Annotated in this window: 16 protein-coding genes, 1 tRNA gene and 1 pseudogene; 12 read left to right on the top strand and 6 right to left on the bottom strand. The window is 61.4% G+C overall.

Translation table 11 applies throughout. The annotated features are described in order from the left end of the window. Nucleotides 1-156 precede the first annotated feature (156 nt). The 6 genes from B7X30_RS13610 to cysS form a co-directional block, all read right to left on the bottom strand. A tRNA-Ser gene (locus B7X30_RS13610) sits at nt 157-247 on the bottom strand. Nucleotides 248-361: 114 nt separating this feature from the next. Beyond that, entirely contained in the window at nt 362-1,615 is a 1,254-nt protein-coding gene (locus tag B7X30_RS13615; RefSeq protein WP_286731224.1) for an aspartate kinase, read from the bottom strand. 81 nt (nt 1,616-1,696) lie between these two features. Further along, nucleotides 1,697-2,683, bottom strand: coding sequence for a tRNA lysidine(34) synthetase TilS (gene tilS / locus B7X30_RS13620; RefSeq protein WP_286731225.1), 987 nt, complete (start codon nt 2,681-2,683; stop codon nt 1,697-1,699). A gap of 62 nt (nt 2,684-2,745) precedes the next feature. Further along, nucleotides 2,746-3,723, bottom strand: coding sequence for an acetyl-CoA carboxylase carboxyltransferase subunit alpha (locus B7X30_RS13625; RefSeq protein WP_013122197.1), 978 nt, complete (start codon nt 3,721-3,723; stop codon nt 2,746-2,748). 57 nt (nt 3,724-3,780) lie between these two features. Then, nucleotides 3,781-4,446, bottom strand: coding sequence for a DNA-3-methyladenine glycosylase family protein (locus B7X30_RS13630; protein ID WP_041608863.1), 666 nt, complete (start codon nt 4,444-4,446; stop codon nt 3,781-3,783). Further along, nucleotides 4,446-5,828 carry a cysteine--tRNA ligase gene (cysS, locus tag B7X30_RS13635; protein WP_286731228.1) on the bottom strand — a complete coding sequence of 461 codons (1,383 nt, stop codon included), beginning with the start codon at nt 5,826-5,828 and terminating at the stop codon, nt 4,446-4,448. Before cysS ends, B7X30_RS13630 begins: the two co-directional genes overlap by 1 nt. 176 nt (nt 5,829-6,004) lie before the next feature. Between cysS and B7X30_RS13640 the strand changes: the two genes are divergently transcribed. From B7X30_RS13640 to B7X30_RS13695, 12 genes and pseudogenes are all read left to right on the top strand, one after another. Further along, nucleotides 6,005-8,410 (top strand): L,D-transpeptidase family protein, encoded by a 2,406-nt coding sequence (locus B7X30_RS13640; RefSeq protein ID WP_286731230.1) that lies wholly within the window; start codon nt 6,005-6,007, stop codon nt 8,408-8,410. Nucleotides 8,411-8,466: 56 nt separating this feature from the next. Next, on the top strand, nt 8,467-9,054 hold the full coding sequence (locus B7X30_RS13645) for a peptidylprolyl isomerase (protein WP_286731257.1): 588 nt from the start codon (nt 8,467-8,469) through the stop codon (nt 9,052-9,054). Between the two features lie 22 nt (nt 9,055-9,076). Beyond that, nucleotides 9,077-9,533 (top strand): annotated as a pseudogene (locus B7X30_RS13650) (peptidylprolyl isomerase). A 66-nt stretch (nt 9,534-9,599) separates the two neighbouring features. Continuing rightward, nucleotides 9,600-10,373 carry a UDP-2,3-diacylglucosamine diphosphatase gene (locus B7X30_RS13655; protein ID WP_286731233.1) on the top strand — a complete coding sequence of 258 codons (774 nt, stop codon included), beginning with the start codon at nt 9,600-9,602 and terminating at the stop codon, nt 10,371-10,373. Nucleotides 10,374-10,520: 147 nt separating this feature from the next. Continuing rightward, nucleotides 10,521-11,069 (top strand): pilus assembly FimT family protein, encoded by a 549-nt coding sequence (locus B7X30_RS13660; protein ID WP_286731236.1) that lies wholly within the window; start codon nt 10,521-10,523, stop codon nt 11,067-11,069. Next, on the top strand, nt 11,041-11,568 hold the full coding sequence (gene pilV, locus B7X30_RS13665) for a type IV pilus modification protein PilV (protein WP_286731239.1): 528 nt from the start codon (nt 11,041-11,043) through the stop codon (nt 11,566-11,568). Before B7X30_RS13660 ends, pilV begins: the two co-directional genes overlap by 29 nt. Beyond that, nucleotides 11,565-12,605 (top strand): PilW family protein, encoded by a 1,041-nt coding sequence (locus tag B7X30_RS13670; RefSeq protein WP_286731242.1) that lies wholly within the window; start codon nt 11,565-11,567, stop codon nt 12,603-12,605. Before pilV ends, B7X30_RS13670 begins: the two co-directional genes overlap by 4 nt. Before the next feature lie 3 nt (nt 12,606-12,608). Beyond that, nucleotides 12,609-13,196, top strand: a complete 588-nt coding sequence (locus tag B7X30_RS13675; protein WP_286731245.1) for a pilus assembly PilX family protein — start codon at nt 12,609-12,611, stop codon at nt 13,194-13,196. 52 nt (nt 13,197-13,248) lie between these two features. Further along, nucleotides 13,249-17,019 (top strand): pilus assembly protein, encoded by a 3,771-nt coding sequence (locus B7X30_RS13680; protein ID WP_286731248.1) that lies wholly within the window; start codon nt 13,249-13,251, stop codon nt 17,017-17,019. A 14-nt stretch (nt 17,020-17,033) separates the two neighbouring features. Further along, complete coding sequence (locus B7X30_RS13685) at nt 17,034-17,501, top strand: type IV pilin protein (protein WP_013104563.1); 468 nt, start codon at nt 17,034-17,036, stop codon at nt 17,499-17,501. A gap of 188 nt (nt 17,502-17,689) precedes the next feature. Further along, nucleotides 17,690-18,178 (top strand): GspH/FimT family protein, encoded by a 489-nt coding sequence (locus tag B7X30_RS13690; RefSeq protein ID WP_286731254.1) that lies wholly within the window; start codon nt 17,690-17,692, stop codon nt 18,176-18,178. A gap of 19 nt (nt 18,179-18,197) precedes the next feature. Then, nucleotides 18,198-19,340, top strand: a 1,143-nt coding sequence (locus B7X30_RS13695) for an MgtC/SapB family protein (RefSeq protein ID WP_286731256.1), incomplete at its 3' end; no start/stop codon positions are given.

A 19,340-nucleotide genomic window follows, 5' to 3' on the forward strand; every position in this document is an offset into this window, starting at 1 on the left:
TTCTTACCCGATCGACGCCACGAAACATGAACAATCAGTCAATACCGGACAACGGTTGCCAAATAGAAGCAACTTTTCATGGCATACCCGATGGCATACCTCAGCGCCGCAAAAAAGAAAAAACCCTAAGTAAATCAATTACTTAGGGTTTCGTATTGGCGGAGACGAAGGGATTCGAACCCTTGATGCGCTTTTGGCACATACTCCCTTAGCAGGGGAGCACCTTCGGCCACTCGGTCACGTCTCCAGTTGCCTCAAGTTTCCTTTTGGCAAATTGCTTGTGGCTTCATGCGTTCAGCAAAGTCGGCAATTATTACACGCATTCACCTGCGATCGCCACCTTGACGGAAAACGTCGCGGCTCAGACGCTTTGTTCTAGGTCGAAGGCCTTGTGCAAGGAGCGCACCGCAAGCTCCATGTACTTTTCTTCGATGACCACCGAGACCTTGATTTCCGAGGTGGAAATCATCTGGATGTTGATGCCTTCTTCCGACAGGGTGCGGAACATTTTGCTGGCCACGCCGGCGTGCGAGCGCATGCCCATGCCCACGATGGAAACCTTGCACACTTTCGGATCGCCGAGAATTTCCTTGGCGCCGATGTGGGCCTGCACGCTGGACTTGAGAATGTCGAGCGCACGCGCGTAATCGCCCCGGCCCACGGTGAAGGTGAAGTCGGTGAAACCGGCCACGCTCTGGTTTTGCAGAATCATGTCGACTTCGATATTGGCCTCGCCCACGGCGCTGAGAATCTGATAGGCGATGCCGGGACGGTCGGGCACGCCGACCACGATGATCTTGGCTTCGTCGCGGGCAAAGGCGATACCCGACACCACGGCTTGTTCCATGTTTTCGTCTTCCTCAAAGGTGATGAGTGTGCCGCTGCGCGACTCTTGCTCCAGCGGCAGGTCCCACAGGGTCAGGCTGGAGAGCACGCGCAGGCGAACCTTGTACTTGCCCGCGAATTCCACCGAGCGGATTTGCAGCACCTTGGAGCCGAGGCTGGCCATTTCCAGCATTTCTTCGAAGGTGATGGTGTCGAGCCGACGGGCTTCGGGAACGATGCGCGGATCGGTGGTGTAGACGCCGTCGACGTCGGTGTAGATCTGGCACTCGTCGGCCTGCAAGGCCGCTGCGAGCGCCACGCCCGAGGTATCTGAGCCGCCCCGGCCCAGGGTGGTGATGTTGCCCTGCGCGTCCACGCCTTGAAACCCGGCAACGACGGGGATGATGCCCTGAGCGAGATCGGCCTTGAGTTTGTCGGCGTCGATGGACTCGATGCGGGCCTTGGTGAAGGCGCTGTCGGTATGCACGGCGATCTGCGCGCCGGTGTAGCTTCGAGCTTTGCGTCCCAGCGCCTGCAGCGCCATGGACAACAGGCCGATGGTGACCTGCTCGCCGGTCGAAGCCACGACGTCGAGTTCGCGCGGATCGGGCTGGGGTTGGATTTCTTTGGCCAGCGCGATCAGGCGATTGGTTTCACCCGACATCGCGGAGACCACCACCACGACCTGATGCCCGGCTTCGTGCCACTTGGCCACGCGCCGGGCCACGTTTTTGATCCGTTCGGCTGACCCCACCGAGGTGCCGCCGTATTTCTGGACGATGAGTGCCATGAGAAATGCGTTCGAGAGCTGCGAAAGTCTCTTTGCCCGGCGCACGATGCACCTGACCGATTCGCTGCAAAGCTTCGCATTCTAGGCGTTCTCTGCTGCGGCATCGCCCCATTTCAGACGCAGACAAGCCCCCTGACGCTGAAGGATGCCGCCTGGCAGACGCAGTTCGAGGCGATGCGCGCCCTGCCCGGTCCGCAAGACTTGTCGCACCAGCTCGTCGGTTCGCGCACGGTCCAAGCGCTGCCCGTTTTGCCGCAGCCAGAGCCGCAACACTTCGCTGGCGGCGGCCGCGCCCAGTGCGCGCAAGGCCGCAAGATCCAGCCCCTGGGGTTGCAGGCAGAGGCGCAATTGCTGTGCCGCCGTCGATTGAATCTGCGCGTCGGCCGCTGCGCACAAGGCGGCGCTGCGGCCCAGCGTCTGCCGATAGGCGGGTTCGAGCAGGGCGAGAACCGGCACCAGTTCATGCCGGATGCGGCTGCGTCGGAACGCGGGGTCGGCGTTCATCGGATCGTCCAGAAAGCTCACCGCCTGCGACTTAAGCCAGCTCCGCAATTCGGCCGCGCCGCAGTCCAGCAAGGGTCGCGCAAAGCTGCAGCCGTGGCGCTGCATCTGCGCGGGCATCGCCGCCAAGCCGCGCGGCCCTGCCCCGCGCAACAAGGCGAGCAAGAGCGTCTCAACCTGATCGTCCCCATGCTGCGCAAGCAGAACCACCGCGCAGTTTTGCTCGCGCGCAAGCTTGGCCAGCGCCAAATAGCGGGCCTCGCGCGCGACTTCTTCCAAGCTCTGCCCCCGCGCCACGTCGACCTGCAGAGTGGCCTCGGCATACGCCACATCGAGGGCGGCGCAGGCTTGGGCGCAATGTTGCGCGAACAACTGGGCCGAGGTTTGCAAGCCATGATTGACGTGCAAGGCACAAAGCCGCCCACCGCCCCAGACCGTGCGGGCCGCAAGCAGCAAAGCCGTGGAATCGGCCCCGCCGCTGAAGGCAATGCCGATGCGCTCGGCCTGGGCAACGCCGGGGTGTTGCGACGCGAAACGCCTGAGCGCGGCAAGCGCGGGGTTGTTCAAGAAGGGCAGCGCCGACTGTGAAGCCGACGAGGTGGACCCATCAAGTGAACCGACGAGGGCGGTCAACGTCCCGCCGTCTTGGTGTCTTCGAATTTGCCAAAACCCTGCAGCCGCTCCAGCCGCTGCTTCACCAGATCGGCCGGCTTGGTGTGCTGAAAGTGGCGCAGCGATTCGCCCAGCGCGCGCTTGAGCGAAGCCGCCATCGCCGCAGGGTCGCGGTGTGCGCCGCCCACCGGCTCGCTGACGATCTTGTCCACCAGGCCCAGCGCCTTGAGCCGATGCGCGGTCAGGCCCAGCGCCTCGGCGGCTTCCGGCGCTTTTTCTGCGCTCTTCCAAAGAATGGAGGCGCAGCCCTCGGGCGAAATCACCGAGTAAATCGAATACTGCAGCATGAGCAACTGGTCGCACACCGCAATGGCCAGCGCCCCGCCAGAACCGCCCTCACCAATGATGGTGGAAATGATGGGCACTTCGAGCTGCGCCATCTCGTAGATATTGCGGCCGATGGCTTCGGACTGACTGCGCTCTTCGGCGTCGATGCCGGGATAGGCGCCAGGCGTATCGACAAAGGTGAAAATAGGCAGGTGGAATTTTTCGGCCAGTTTCATCAGCCGCAGCGCCTTGCGATAGCCCTCGGGCTTGGGCATGCCGAAGTTGCGCATCGCGCGCTCTTTGGTGTCGCGCCCCTTCTGGTGGCCGATCACCATGCAGGCCTGCCCGCCTAGACGCGCCAGGCCGCCCACGATGGACAGGTCGTCGGCATAGGCGCGATCGCCGTGCAGCTCGTGAAAGTCGGTGAAGATCTGGTTGGCGTAGTCGAGTGTGTAAGGCCGCTGGGCGTGCCGCGCAATCTGCGTGGTCTGCCATGGCGTGAGCTTGGCGTAGAGGTCTTTGGTGAGCTGCTGGCTTTTTTTCTGCAAGCGCCCGATTTCTTCGGAAATATCGACCGCCGATTCATCCTGCACAAAGCGCAGTTCGTCGATTTTGTTCTCGAGTTCGGCAACCGGTTGCTCGAAATCGAGAAAGACTTTTTTGCTCATATTCACCTCGGGAAATGATCCGCTCCTGCGTTGCAAACATGCAAAACAATGCGCAAATCAATACGCAACCGGCAACGGGTCCAGACTTCGCCAAATATACCAAGTCCCCACTGAACGCCACGGCGCCCAGGCGGCGGCCACTTCGCGCACCTCGCTCTGGGTCACGGGCTCGCCGGCGAAGTAAGTCTGGCTCACGCCTTTGATCAGCCCCAGATCGCCCAAGGGCAGGACGTCCGGGCGCATCAGGTGAAAGATCAGAAACATGTCCGCCGTCCAGCGGCCAATCCCGCGGATGGTCAGCAGTTCAGCGGCGATGGCCTCGTCGGGCATCTCCTGCCATTGGTCCGGATGCACCTCCCCGGCGTGGAATTTGACAGCGAGGTCGCGCACATAGCCCGCCTTGCGACCCGACAGGCCGCAAGCACGCAGAGCCTCATCATCGAGGCCGACCAGATGTTCCGGCGCGACTTGCGGCACGGCGGCACAGAGCCGATCCCAGACCGTCTGCGCCGCCTTGACGGAAATCTGCTGGCCGATGATGGAACGCGCCAGCGTCTGAAACGGATCGCCCCGGCTTTGCAACCGCGTGCCCGCATGCGTCTTGATGAGTTTGCGCATCACGCGATCGGTGCGCTGCAGGTGGGCGCAGGCCTTGTCCCAATCGAGCGGGATGGGGCCTTTGGTGGAGACGACCGTATCCGACCAAGCCGGTGCTCGCGCCATCAAGCCGCCCTCCATACCGTGATCCCGCCCGGCTTGTCTTCGAGCACGATGCCCTTGGCGCTGAGCTCGGCGCGGATGCGATCGGCCTCGGCAAAGTTGCGCGCCTGTTTGGCGGCGATGCGGGCCTGCACCAATTGCTCCACCCACGCCGCATCCACCGCGGCAGCCTTGCTTTGCAGGAACTCGCGCGGATTCTGCTGCAGCAGACCGAGCACGCCGCCCAACCCTTTCAGCAGCGCCGCTAGATCGGCATCGCCCGTTTTGTTGACCTCGGTCGCCAGCTCGAACAACACCGCCATGGCCTCGGGTGTATTGAGATCGTCATTCATCGCGGCGGCAAAGGCCTGCGCGCGCGGGTGGCTCCAGTCGAGCCGTGCAGGCAGATCGGCGAACGGGTCGAGCGCGGTGTAGAGACGGGTGAGCGCAGCGTGGGCGTCTTGCAGGTGTTCGTCGCTGTAGTTCAGCGGGCTGCGATAGTGCGCACGGACGATGAACAGCCGCACGGTTTCGGCGTCCACATGCTGGAGGATGTCGCGGATGGTGAAAAAATTGCCCAGCGATTTGGACATCTTCTCGCCGTCCACCCGCACGAAACCGTTGTGCAGCCAGACATTGGCCATGGGCTTGCCGCTGGCCCCCTCGCTTTGCGCGATTTCGTTCTCGTGATGCGGAAATTGCAGATCGGCCCCGCCGCCGTGAATATCGAAAGTCTCGCCCAGCAGCGCGCAGCTCATGGCCGAACATTCGATATGCCAGCCCGGACGGCCCGGGCCGTCATCGGAAGGCCATTTCACCTCCTCGGGCTCGGCGGGTTTGGCCGCTTTCCACAGCACAAAGTCCAGCGGATCTTGCTTGGCGGTATCGACCTCCACGCGCTCTCCCGCGCGCAGTTCATCGAGCGACTTGCCCGACAACTTGCCGTAGCCGGGAAACGCGCGCACATGAAAGTTCACATCGCCCGCGCTGTCGCGATAGGCCAGACCGCGCGTTTTGAGCTTGCCGATCAGGTCGAGCATCTGCGGCACATAGTCGGTGGCGCGCGGCTCATGCGTAGGCCGCTCCACGCCAAGGGCGTCGGCATCTTCGTGCATGGCGGCGATGAAGCGATCGGTCAAGGCACGGATGGTTTCGCCGTTTTCCTGCGCGCGGCGAATGATTTTGTCGTCGATGTCGGTGATGTTGCGCACATAGGTGACGCGCAAGCCCTGCGCCTTGAGCCAGCGCTGCAGCAGATCGAACACCACCATCACCCGCGCGTGCCCGATATGACAGTAGTCGTACACCGTCATGCCGCAAACATACATGCGGACATGGCCTGGCTCGATGGGCACGAAACGGTCTTTCCCGCGGGTGAGGGTATTGTGTAGATGCAACGCAGTCATGGAATTGGGTTTGGGAACAGCGGTTTGTGCGCGGGCGCGCCATGTCCCCAGATAAAATTAAAAACTTAGCACAAGCAGCCAGTTTCCGGCTTGACGCGCTGCACTTGAATCCGTGCTGCGCATCGCCAGTCGGCACGGCGCTTATCCAGACTTCAGACCACTCACTTAGTCACCCAATGCGAAATCGCCTCCTCGCCACCCTGATCGCCCTCACGCTGAGTGCACCAACCGTCTGGGCGGCAGACGCAGCCAGTGTCAGCCAAAGTCTGCAAAAAGGCGATCTGAGCAGTGCGCTGACGCAGGTGGACACGCTGCTGGCGCAAAAGCCCAAAGACCCGCAGTACCAGTTTTTGAAGGGCGTCATCCTCACCGAGCAGAAAAAAGACGCCCAGGCCATCAAAATCTTTCAGTCGCTCACCGAGCAATACCCCGAACTGCCCGAGCCCTATAACAATCTGGCCGTGCTCTACGCTCAGCAAGGGCAGTACGACAAAGCCCGCGCCGCGCTCGATATGGCCATACGCACCAACCCGAGCTACGCCACCGCCCAGGCCAACCTGGGCGATATTTACGCCAAGCTCGCCAGCCAGGCCTATCAAAAGGCGCTGCAACTCGCCCCCGATGAAAACGCCAGCGCCCGCGTTAAGCTCAATCTGATTCGCGAATTGTTCGAGCAGGGCAAAAATCCCGCCGTTCAAGCCGCCTCTGCGGCGCCCTTGAAAGTAACCACGGCGCAGCCCGCGAAAGAAACCAAAACCGAGATCAAGCCCGCAGCAGTCGCGCCTGCGCCGAAGCCGTTAGTGGTCGCCGCCGAAAAACCCGCGGCCAAACCCGAGCCCGCGCCGACGGCCCCAGTGGCCGCCAAACCTGCCGCGCCCGCACCCGCTGAAAACAAACCAGCGCCCGCCGCTGCGCCTGCTCAGACCAACGCCAGCGAACAGGCCGCGGTGTCCGAAGCGGTCGAGCGCTGGGCCGACGCCTGGCAAAACAAGAATCTGCCTGGCTATTTCGCCGCCTACGCCCCCAATTTCAAGCCTGACAAGGGTATGAGCCTGAGCGCCTGGAAAGATCAGCGTCGAGCCCGCATTTCCGACAAAGCCAAGATCACGGTGAAAGTGCACGCCCTCAAGGTGCAGATCGACGGCGACAAAGCCACCGCGCGCTTCCGTCAGCACTACACCTCCGGCTCGCTCGATTTTGACGGCCCGAAAACCCTGCAAATGCAGCGTGAAAACGGCAAGTGGCCCGCATTCCGCCGCCCGCCTCTTCGCAAGTTGTTGCCTTGGGCGCTGCTGTGCGTGCCGCTGGTGTTCGCGGCCCGCGCCGCGACCGACTACAACGCGGTGCCCAGCGCCGCACCGGGCAGTCGCCTGCTGCATGACCCGGCGGCCGAACCAGCAGGCGAGCTGGCCAGCAACACCGCAGGCCCGTCCACCGGTTCAGTGCAGCAACCCGTCGTTTCGGCGCGCACCCTGCTCAAACTCACCACCTCGCTGAGCGCACCCCCCAACCAGGACGGCGCGGAACGGCGCCTGCTCCACGCTTACGCCGAAGTCGCTGCCGGCCACCTCGACGCGGCGCGGGCCCAGGCCGAGCAACTGGCGCGGGACTACCCGCATTTCTCCCTGGCGCAATTGCTTCTGGGCGATGTCATGCAAGCCAGCGCCGGAAATCCTGCGGGCTTCGCCGCGGCCCCGCCACCCGCGCTTTCGGAACAACAGGCGCAGCAGCACGCCCGCGTTCTGGAACTTCGGGCGGAGGCCCTGGCCCGCCTCGCCGCCTACACCGCACCGCCCCCGACCGGGGCGATTGCCGCCAATCTGGTGGCGCTGGCGCCCGACGTGCAGCGCGCCATCGTGGTGGATACCGCCCGTTCGCGTCTGTATCTTTTTGAGCAGCGCAACGGCGTACCCCAGCTCGAGGCGAGCTACTACTTCAGCCAGGGCAAATTCGGCGCGGGCAAGACCCAGGTCGGCGATATGAAAACGCCGCTGGGCATTTACTTCATCACCCGCAAAATCGGCGCCAAAGACCTCAAACCACTCTATGGCGCCGGCGCGCTCACGCTGAACTACCCCAACGAGTGGGACAAGCAGCAAGGCCATACCGGCTTTGGCGTCTGGCTGCACGGCACACCGCCGGGCAGCTATGCCCGCGTTCCCCTGGCATCTGACGGCTGCGTGGTGCTATCCAACCCGGACGTGCTCAGCCTCATGGCCGACACCCCGGCGGGCAGCACCCCGGTGGTCATCACCCGCCATGTGCAATGGCTGAGCGCCTCGCAGTGGGCTGCCCAGCGCCAGCGCATCACGGCGCAGTTGCAGACCGACGTCGTTCAGGCGGCTGCGCAAGGTGCGCGTCCGCAAGACACGCTCGCCGCCAGCGCCTCGGCGCCGAATACTGCGCACGCGCCTGCGCGCAACCCATCCATCACCCCCGGCGCGCTCACCGTCCTGCAATACCCGGGGCAAAGGGTGGTGCAGTACAGTGCGGCCGGTGCGCCCTCCAGCCCGCTCTATCGTCAGTACTGGGCCCAGCGCAACAACCAGTGGCAACTCATTTTTCAAGGAAGCGTTTCGTAATGAATTCCAGCCTGACCACCCTGTCCCACTCATCGATCCCCAATTGGCGACGCATCATGCGGCAGCACATCGCCCCCGTACTCGCCGCGCTGAGTTTGGTGTCCGCAGCGGCCCTGCCCGCAGCACATGCCGCCGAAGCCCCCGCCGCGCAACCCAAGGTGGAATTCGTCACCACCATGGGCAATTTCGTAGTGCAGCTCGACCCGGCCCGGGCGCCTAAAACCGTGGCCAATTTTCTCGACTATGTGAAAAGCGGCTTCTACAAAGGCACCATTTTTCACCGCGTGATTCCCGGCTTCATGGTGCAAGGCGGCGGCTTCACCGCCGACATGCAGAAAAAACCCACCCGCGCGCCCATTCCGCTGGAGAGTCAGAACGGCCTGCGCAACCTCAAGGGCACCATCGCCATGGCGCGCACCTCCGACCCCAACTCGGCCACCTCGCAGTTCTTCGTCAACGTGGTCGACAACCCCAGCCTCGACTATCCCAAGCCCGACGGCTACGGCTACGCCGTGTTCGGCAAGGTCATTTCAGGCATGAACATAATCGAGAAGATCGTGGCCGTGCCGACCAAGAACGAAGGCATGTTCCAGGACGTGCCCGTCAAGCCCATCGTCATCGAAGACGCCAAACTCCTCAACTAAAGCTGAAAACAGAAAGCCCATCATGGTCGAACTCCAAACCAACCACGGCAACATCCGCATCGAACTCGACACCGAGCACGCCCCCAAGTCGAGCGAAAACTTCCTCGCCTATGTGCGCTCGGGCCACTTCGACGGCACCGTATTTCACCGCGTGATCGACGGTTTCATGATCCAGGGCGGCGGCTTCGAGCCCGGCATGAAGCAAAAGCCCACCCTCGCCCCGATTCAGAACGAAGCCAACAACGGCCTCAAAAACGACCGCTACACCCTCGCCATGGCCCGCACCTCCGATCCGCATTCGGCCACCGCGCAGTTTTTCATCAACGTCGCCGACAACGCCTTCCTCAACCACACCGCCCCCACGGCGCAAGGCTGGGGCTACGCCGTGTTCGGCAAAGTGGTCGAAAACCGGCCGCAAGGGCTTTCACGACGACGTGCCGCAAGAAGACGTGGTCATCCTCAAAGCCGTCGAAGTCTGACGGCGCGAAGTTTGACAACGGCATCACCGCAAGATCGGGGCGGCAGTTCGCGTGTCGGCTAACACCTTGTCCGCAGAGGACGCCGCGCACGCCCCCCGCCCCGAGCCCGCGTTCCCCAGCCTGATTGCCCCGCCTGCCTGGCGGCGCATCGCCCTCGTCTCCGATCTTCATCTAGGTGCGCAGGCCCCGCGCACCACGCAAACTTTCATCGCCTGGCTAGCCGACGCCGCCCGCGCGGCCGACGCCCTGTTCATCCTGGGCGACCTGTTCGAGGCCTGGATCGGCGACGATCTGCTCGACCCCTCCGCGCTGGCCGTCGCACCTGAAGACGCCGCCTGCGCCCAAGACATCGCGGGCGCGCTGCGCGCCTACACCGATTCGGGCCGCGCCCTGTTCGTGCAGCACGGCAACCGCGACTTTCTGCTCGGCCAGCGGTTCCAGCAAGCCACCGGCGCGCAAATCCTGCCCGACCCCGTCGTGCTCACGTTTCAGGCCGAGCGCACCCTCCTCACCCACGGCGACCTGCTCTGCACCGCCGACACCGCCTACCAACAATTCCGCGCCACCGTGCGCAACGCCGAGTGGCAGCGGCAAGTGCTGGCCCAGCCGCTCACTGCGCGCGTGCAGCAGGCCCGCGCCATGCGCGCAGCCAGCCACGCCGCGCAAGCCCGCCCCGAAAACTGGGCCGACGCCGATCCCGCCGAGGCCCGCCGCTGGCTGGCCCGCGCCGCCTGCACCTGGATGATCCACGGCCACACCCACCGCCCGCGCAACCACTGGCAAGGCGGAGAGCTCCCCGCGCGCAGGCCCTCTGGCTCTGCGCCCAGGGCCAAGGCGTAGAAGTCAGCAGCGAACGCTGCGACTGAGGTCTCTTCAGCCCCCCTTCAGCGCTCAGGCTGTGGGGTGTTGTTGCACCGATTGATACAAAAAATACCGTTCGTCGGCCATAAACGACCGTTCGTCGGAAAGTCTGCGCACGAGCCTGCGATGCATGGAAAACTTTGGTCACATTGTTTCAATTTGGAAACCACTGTGAACCACAGAATTTCTGGCTTCACGTTGATCGAATTGCTCGTCACCATCACGGTCGCAGCAGTTCTTTTGGCGGTTGCCGTCCCCAACTTTCAGAACCTGATGCTCAGCAACAAACTGAGCACCAGCGCCAACGCCGTGGTGTATGCACTGAATTTAGCCAAATCCGAAGCCGTCAAACGCAATCAGGATGTCAGTTTCACCAACAGCGCGCAGATCAAAAACACCGACGCCGCCGGAACAACGCTCGCCGCCGCCCCAGCGCTGCCAGCGGGCGTTCAAAAAGTCAGCGGAAAGGCGTTGATCGCTTCGCCAGCCGGATTCCTGAGACAGTCGACGGCAAACGCCGGATTCTCAGGCTTGGTGATGGATCTCTACGCCAGCAATCTACCGAGTAATCAACACCGCTGCGTCTATTTGATTACCGGCATCACTGCCGTGACCTGCACGGTGAACGGAACTGGAAATTGTCCCAATGCGCAACCCAACCCTTGCCAACAGTAAATCGGCGCCTTTTGAAAAAGGCCATCAGTCTCAGGTCGGCGCCGGTTTGCTGGAAATCCTGATCGCGGTACTGGTGCTGTCCATCGGCTTCCTCGGCATGTCCACATTGCTGGTGCGGTCGATGACCAACAACAACAGCGCCATGGCGCACACCCAAACCTCCGTGGTCACCTACGCCATTCTCGATTCGTTGCGCGCCAATCGAACCGCCGCACTCAACGGCGACTACGACACGACCGCCACCTTCAAGTTGACAGGTAGCACGCCAAGCTGTTCGCTTTCCACAAATCTGACGGGTCGGCCCGATACCGAGGTTCAAGCATGGTGCCTGGGCTCTGGCGGCACGCCACCAGGCGGGCTAGCCGCCCTGGGAAATGGCGCCACCGGAAAAATTGACTGCAACAGCAACGGCGATTGCACCGTGACCGTTACTTTCGACGACAGTCGCGCCACTGCCGGTTCAAGTACACAGACCTTCGTCACCAAGGCCATGCTATGAACCCAAGCTCTACCCAAATCAAAGCGCAGGGTGCGTTACCGAGCCGCCAGCGCGGCATGACCCTCGTTGAACTCATGGTGGCCATGTTGCTTGGTCTGGTCGTGACCGGCGTAGCGGTTAGCGTCTTTCTGGCCAGTCGCAGCTCCTTCAAGACCAATATGGCGATCGGTGAAGTGCAGGATGGGTCACGCATCGCCTTTGAATTGCTGACACGCGATGCTCGCCAGGCATCGTTGACCGGCTGCGGCAACGGCACCTTTATTGCCAACGTGCTGAAAAACAGCGGAACAGACTGGTGGGCAAACTGGGGCAATGCGGTCCGCGGCTACGAAGCTAATTCTGCTGATCCTGCCGTCACCACTGGCGCAGCAACAGGCAACAGGCTCGCCGCTACCGATTCGGTGCAATTTATCGGCAGCGAAAACGGTGGCTTGAGCATTAAAACTGCGACAGCAAACAGCATCACGCTGTGGGCGGCAGCAACCGATTGGAAGAACGGCGACGCGCTGCTGATTTGCGACCCGGATCACGCGGCACTGGTTCAGCTGGGCGGCGGCGAAGGCACCGCAACACTGACTTGGGCCGCCACTGGCGCCAACCCTGGAAACTGCACCGCAGACCTCGGCTTCCCAACAGCCGCTCCAGTTCCGCCCGCCACCGCGTGCACCGCAGACCCCTACACCTTCCGCACGAATGCCCAGGTCTCGCGCCTCAATGCGGCAGACTGGTACATCGGCACCAACCCGACAGGCGGGCAGTCGCTCTACCGCATGACGCTGAGCAATAGCAGCGGTAGCTTGGCAGCGACTGCGCAGGAAATCGTGCGCAATGTCACAGACATGCAAATCCTCTATCACCAGAGTAATGCGGCCAACTACGTCGATGCCAAGTCTGTGACCAACTGGAATGAAGTTGATGCGATGCAGGTCACCCTGACGCTGGCCAGCACCACCAAACAAACGGTGACGGATAGCAACGCCAAATCCCTCAACCGCACCGTTACGACCGTCATCGCGCTGCGCAACCGTGTGAGTTAAGCCATGCAATCGATCTATTCGACCCATTCATTTGAAGCAGGGGCCGTGCAGCGCCAGCGTGGCGTGGCGCTCATCATCTCGCTGATTTTGCTGCTCATCGTCACGGTCATCGGTCTGGCGGCCATCCGCAGCACCACCCTGCAGGAAAAGATGTCCAGCAATCTGCAGGACCGACAAATCGCGCTGCAGAACAGTGAAGCCGGGCTGCGCGTTGCGCAAGGATTGCTGCAAGCGAATACCGCAGTGATCTGGCGCGACTGCACCGTCGCCGCCACCCAGTGCGACAACAACCCCTCCGCACAGGCAACCATCGCCAACGCTTGGCAGACAGTACCGACCGGCACGGGCGCTAATCAGTACACCGCGGGCAGCAATGCAGCGGGACAGCCGCAGTATGTGATCGAAGACATGGGCCTCTGGAATGACCGCCGCACGGCCCTTGGCCCCCAGCAAACGGCCAACAGCGCGCAGTACGGGGCTGCCCCGGTTGTCCCAACGGCGCATTTCTACCGCATCACCGCGCGCAGCGCCGACCCAAGCACTTTGCCCGATCGGGCCACCGTCACCCTGCAAGCCTGGGTACGCAAATAACGCCGGTTGATCGCCAAGCAATTTCATAAATCTATTCCCCAAGGGACCCACCATGAGCCCGCAAGCAATGCCCCATCGTCCCCCACTTTGGAAGAAATTCGTCCTGCTTGGCGTTACTTGGAGCTTGTTAACCGCGCCCATCGCACAGGCTGCGGTATCGATAGCCCAGCAACCGTTGACGCTGAGCAATAACGTCCCCGGCAATCTCGTGCTCACGCCCTCTGTGGAATGGCCCACGATCATGAGCATGGCCAACGTCGGCGCTTTCGATACGACCAAAACCTATTACGGCTACTTTGACCCCAACAAGTGCTACGGCTACACCATCGCAGGTACGTCGGTGCCAGCCTTCACGGGCGTTAACGGCGGCACAAAGAACTACTTTGCGCCAGCCAGCGACGCGACCAATCGCACATGCTCCAAAGCATGGAGCGGCAATTACCTGAACTGGGCCGCCACCCAAACCATCGATGTCTTTCGCTCAACGCTGACCGGTGGCAACCGGGTGGTGGACACAGCCAACCTCACCATTCTGGAAAAGGCGCGGCATACCGGTCAAACCGGGACGGGCGCTCTCAACATTTCCGGTGCGTCCACGGTAGCGAACAACACTCCTTCCAGCCTTAGCTACTTTTCGACAAAACTCAGTGGCCTGGGAAACCGGATGTACTTCATCTCAGCTAATAGCACTAGCGTCAACGACAAAGACGGCACATCCCGCAGCTTGCGCTATCTGCTCGATAATCCGGCCGTCGCGCAGAGCAAAGGCGCAGTCGAATTCGATCCGTCTGAGGGTGTGAAGTCTGGCTGGGTCTATTCCGTCAACATCGACGTACAGGTCTGCAAAAGCGGCATGCTTGAAGACAACTGCGTCGCTTACGGCAGCAATGCCAAGCCCCAAGGGCTGATCCAGAAATACGCCTCCGTATTCACTTACAGCGTCTTCGGCTATCTCAATATTTCCAAGGTGCTGCAGGACGGCGCGGCGCTTCGAGCGCAGCAAGGCTTTGTCGGCCCGAATACCTATGAACCGGGAGCCACGCCTACCACCAACGCTCAGGCCGAATGGAGTGCCACCGACGGCACCTTCATCCGTAACCCGCAACCCACTGCCGCATCCGACACAACCAGCGCATATTCTGCAGACCCGGCCATCCAAGACAGTGGAGTCATCAATTACATCAACAAATTCGGTCAGATGACCACGGCCAGTGACAAGAGCTACGACCCGGTAAGCGAGATGTATTACGCCGCGCTGCGCTACCTGAAACATCAAGGCCCGGTCGAGTCGTACAACAGCATCAGCAACTATCCGGATGGCACGGCTTACAAGATGACCGACGGCTTCCCCGTCGTCCGCACCTGGACTGACCCCTGGAAATACTCTTGCCAGCGTAGCTTCATTCTGGGCATCGGCGACGTGAACACCCACCGTGACAAAAACCTGCCGGGCAACGGAAATCGCAATGATGAACCCGCGGTACCTAGCGAAGTCAGCGCCGACACGACAGTTAATGTCGTCACAGCTACACAAAAAGTGGCAGCGCTGGAAGGCATCACCATCAACGGCATGACAGCTGACGACAGTACCGGTTTCAGCGGCCGCTCTAACTCCGCCTATATCGCCGGCCTAGCCTACGACGCCCATACCGTCGATCTGCGGTCAGACCTGAGCGGCAAGCAGACCGTCTCAACCTACTGGGTCGATGTGATGGAAAACCAGGTTCTGGAAGGCAAGGCCAAGAACCAATACTGGCTTGCGGCCAAGTACGGTGGCTTCTCTGTACCGGCCAACTACGACCCCTATGCCAACACAACGGCGCTTCCAGACGCTTCGTGGTGGACCAATGGCCAGACGCTGAGCACGAAGGACAAACGCCCAGACAATTTCTTCACGGGTGGCGACGCCAAAACCATGAAGGACTCTCTCGAGGCGGCCTTCTCGGCGATTGCCAGCGAAAACATCGGCAGCACGGCTTCGCTTTCCACCAACTCCACGCAGCTCAACAGCGGCAGCCGTGTCTACCAGGCGAGCTACAAAGAGGGTGTCTGGAGTGGTTCGCTCAAAGCCTTCAACATCGATGCAACCACCGGCGCAGCAACCACTGAAGCTTGGGACGCGGCTCTCCAACTACCCGCAGCGGGTGCCCGTACCGTCTACACGTTGGTCGGCGGCAGTTATGTGGCGTTCGACGGCACCCATGTCAACGGCAAGTACGGCTGGACCACCGACCTGGTGAATTACATCCGTGGCGACGCCTCGAAGGAAATTCGCAACGGCGGCGCCTATCGCAACCGCACCACGGCGCTGGGCGACATCATCAACTCGCAGCCGATCTATGTGGGCAAGCCCGAAGCGGGCCCCTATGCCAACGCTACTTTCACCGGCTCCGCCAGTTTCAAAACCTTCGCCGCAACGCAGGCAACGCGCACGCCCACTATTTATGTCTCGGCCAACGACGGCATGCTGCATGGCTTCAATGCCAACACCGGCGTGGAAACCTTTGCCTTCATGCCCGGCGCGGTGCTCGCGGCCTCCACCAACCCCAGTGTGCTGGCTCAAAAGAGTTATGGCTCTGGGCTAAACCCCCATCAATATTTCAACGACGGTGAGATCACCGTGGCGGACGTCTATACCGGCTCGCCTGCAGCTTGGCGTACGGTACTGGTCGGCACAACAGGCCGCGGCACAACGCGCACCATCTACGCCCTGGACATCACCGACCCCGCATCTGTGAAATTTCTCTGGGAAGTTGCCGCTGGGTATCTCGGGCAGATCATCGGCAAACCCATCATCGCCCAGACGGCGAACGGTCAATGGTCGGTTCTGGTGGGCAACGGCATGAACAGTGACAGCGGCACTGCCGAACTGTTGCAGATCAGCCTGAACGACGGCACCGTCTCCCGTCATGCAACAAACACCGCAACAGACAACGGGCTCTCCACGCCTGCGGTCTGGATCGACAGCCTTGCCAATGGCATCAGTACAAAGGCTTATGCCGGCGATCTGCAAGGTAATGTCTGGTCATTCGATCTTGCCAGCGCAACCAGCGCGGGCACCCTGCTGTTCACCGCAAAAGACGCCAGCAACAAGGCCCAACCCATTACCGCGCCCATGTTTGCCGCCAAAGATCCAGACACCGGAAATCTCTGGCTGTTTTTTGGCACCGGGCGCTATTTGGGCCAGGACGACCTCGCGAATAAGGATGTACAGAGCTGGTATGGGCTGAATGTGTCGCAGGCCAGTTTTCCGATTGTCAAAAACGATCTGATCAAGCGCAGCATCACCGCAGAAATCGCTGGCACAGCAGCCGATCCGACCGCCACTCCGCCAGTCGCCGCAACTTTGCCCGCACGCACTGTCAGCGTGGGAGCTGCTGGTGACATGGCCACCAAAAATGGCTGGTATATGAACCTCTTGCCTCCCTCTAATGCCGCCCAAGGTGAGCGCATGATCGTTGCGAACCAGGCGTATCAGAACCTGCTCGTTGGCAGCACGCTCATTCCAGACAACGCCGATGTGTGCGCCCCATCAGGCCGCGGCTGGATCATGGCCGTCAATCCGTTCACAGGCACGAATCCGACCGACATCTTTTTCGACCGCAACGGAGATCGCCGTTTCAACGACTCAGACAAAGTCACCATGAGCGACAAAACCCTCATTCCGATCGCTGGCATCGGGCTCACGGGGCTCACCGGCTTGAGCAATTTCATCAGCACGACGCTACTGGCCAATCAAAACGGCACCATTTTCAATACCCAGGTCAATCCGCAGGTTTCCAACCCCGGGCGTGTTTCCTGGGCAGAACTCATCAACCCCTGAGCGGAGGCTTATTCATGCGGCACTTCAACCGAGCAATTTTTGCCCCCGGCCGTGCGCGCCAGCTGGCTCTACGGGGTTTCACGCTGATCGAACTGATGATCGTCGTGGCCATCGTGGCCATCATCGCGGCTGTCGGCTACCCCTCCTACATCAGCCATATCACCAAAACCAAACGAGTAGCCGCTGAAGCCTGTCTCAGTGAGTATGCCAACTATATGGAACGGTATTACTCGACCAACTTGCGATATGACCAAGATTCGGCAGGAGATAAAAACACGCTCCCCACACTTTCATGCGCTTCAGATCTGAGTGCTGATTACAAATTCAGCTTTGCCGCCACGCCCGGCCAGTCCACTTATCAAGTGAATGCCGTACCGCAGGGATCTCAAGCTAGCCGTGATACTGAATGCAACACAATTTCACTGAATCAGGCAGGAACAAAAACAATAAGCGGCACAGGCACGGTGGCCTCCTGCTGGTAAGAAAAATTTTTTAATTTGTCAAAAAATCAAGAGAATATTTTGCTTTCAGTGATTGAACTTGCCATAATTGAGGCTGCCTCAACCATTCAGAGGGTCTCACAGTGCAGAGTTCATACCCATCTCGAATCGACAACTGCCGTGGCGTCAGCTATGCGGAGTTGTTGGTCGTCGTGGCTCTCGGGGGGTTGATGACTGCAATCGCAGCGCCTGCGTTTTCTCATCTGCTTGCTCAGCATCGCCTCACCGTCAGCAGCAATGCCTTGATGAGCGCCTTCATGATGGCGCGACAGTCTGCCATCACCCAAAATCAGGTTGTGGCGCTCTGCGCGGGTAACCCAGAGTCAGGATGCCATTCAGATTGGGGGAGCGGTGAGTGGCTCATTTTCACGGATCGCAACCAAAATGGAGCCTGTGACGCCGACGACACTTTGATTCAGAGCGGATCTGCAGCACAGAAGAGTGGCATTCAGATTCTGCCCAATCGCCCCATGCAGAAACCCGTTCTTTTCCAGCCCATTGGGCATGCCGAACAACCCAGTGGCGCATTTGCAGCGGGAACGTTGCGTCTATGCAGCAACACGTTGAACACGGTTTTGGGTGTCGATCTGATCTTGTCCAAATCAGGCAATATCCGCGCTCAGCCACACCATTCGGCCGGAAATTGCGCGCGTCCTTGATCCGTCGTGGAAGTCCGGATTGATCGAGTCTTCCGTCCTTCCCTGGATCGCCGCCCTCGGTATCGGCCTGCTGATCGGCATCGAGCGCGAGCGCAGTCAGCCGCCTGAATCGCCTGCGGGTCTGCGCAGTTTTGTGCTGGCGGCGCTTGCGGGTGCGACTGTGCTGACGTTTGCGGGATATACGCAAACACGCAAGTCCGATCCAGGGCTGACGACGGAATTCGCCCTGCTGCTCACTGTTTTGGTTGGGGCGCTCGCCCAGCAGTCGCCCGGTTGGGCTGCGGGGCTGGGCGTGGCGGTCGCGGGGATTTTGGCCGCCAAAACGACGCTGCATGGGTTCGCGCGACGTGTTTTGAGCACGCAGGAACTGGAATCCGGTCTGTTGCTGGCAGCCGCGGCGCTGGTCGTGCTGCCACTGTTGCCCGATCAGCCCATCGCGTGGTTGGCGGGGCTGAACCTGCATACCCTGTGGCTGCTGGCGGTGCTGGTAATGGCGATTCAGTCGGTGGGGCATGTGGCGGTGCGGGCGTTTGGCAGTCAGCGCGGTCTGGCGCTTTCCGGGCTGGCCGGCGGGTTTGTTTCGAGCACGGCCACCATTGCCAGCATGGCGCAACGCGCACGGCTGGATGCCGCCCTGCAGGGCGATTGCCTGCGGGCGGCTTTGTTGTCGAATCTGGCTACCGTGGTGGAGTTGAGCGTGCTCATCGCGCTGATCGATCCGGCTTTGCTCCCTGGTCTGCTGCCCGCCGTGGGGCTATACGGGGCAGGCGCGCTGCTGGCGGTGGGCGCGACATGGCGTCTGGCGCGGCGCGCGGCGCAGAGTTCGGCCTTGTCTGACGAATCGGAGGCCACACGGCGTCCGTTCCAGCCGTTGCAGGCGATGTTGTTTGCTGCTCTTCTTGCGGGCGTGCTGCTGGCCGCAGAGGCCGCGCGCAGCATGCTGGGCAGCGATGCGGCGCTGGCGGCAACCGGGCTGGCAGGATTTGCCGACGCGCACGCAGCGGCCGCTTCTGCCGCGCAAATGGCGGTCAATGGCGCTTTTTCGTCCTGGCAGGCCTTGCTCGCCATCGGCCTTGCCCTGGCGACCAACGCAGTGAGCAAGATCGTCGCCGGATTCGCCGGGGCGCAGTGGACTTTTGGCGTGGTCAATCTCGCCGCTCAA

It is taken from the genome of Thiomonas sp. 13-64-67, from assembly GCF_002282795.1.
Taxonomy (GTDB): domain Bacteria; phylum Pseudomonadota; class Gammaproteobacteria; order Burkholderiales; family Burkholderiaceae_C; genus Thiomonas; species Thiomonas arsenitoxydans.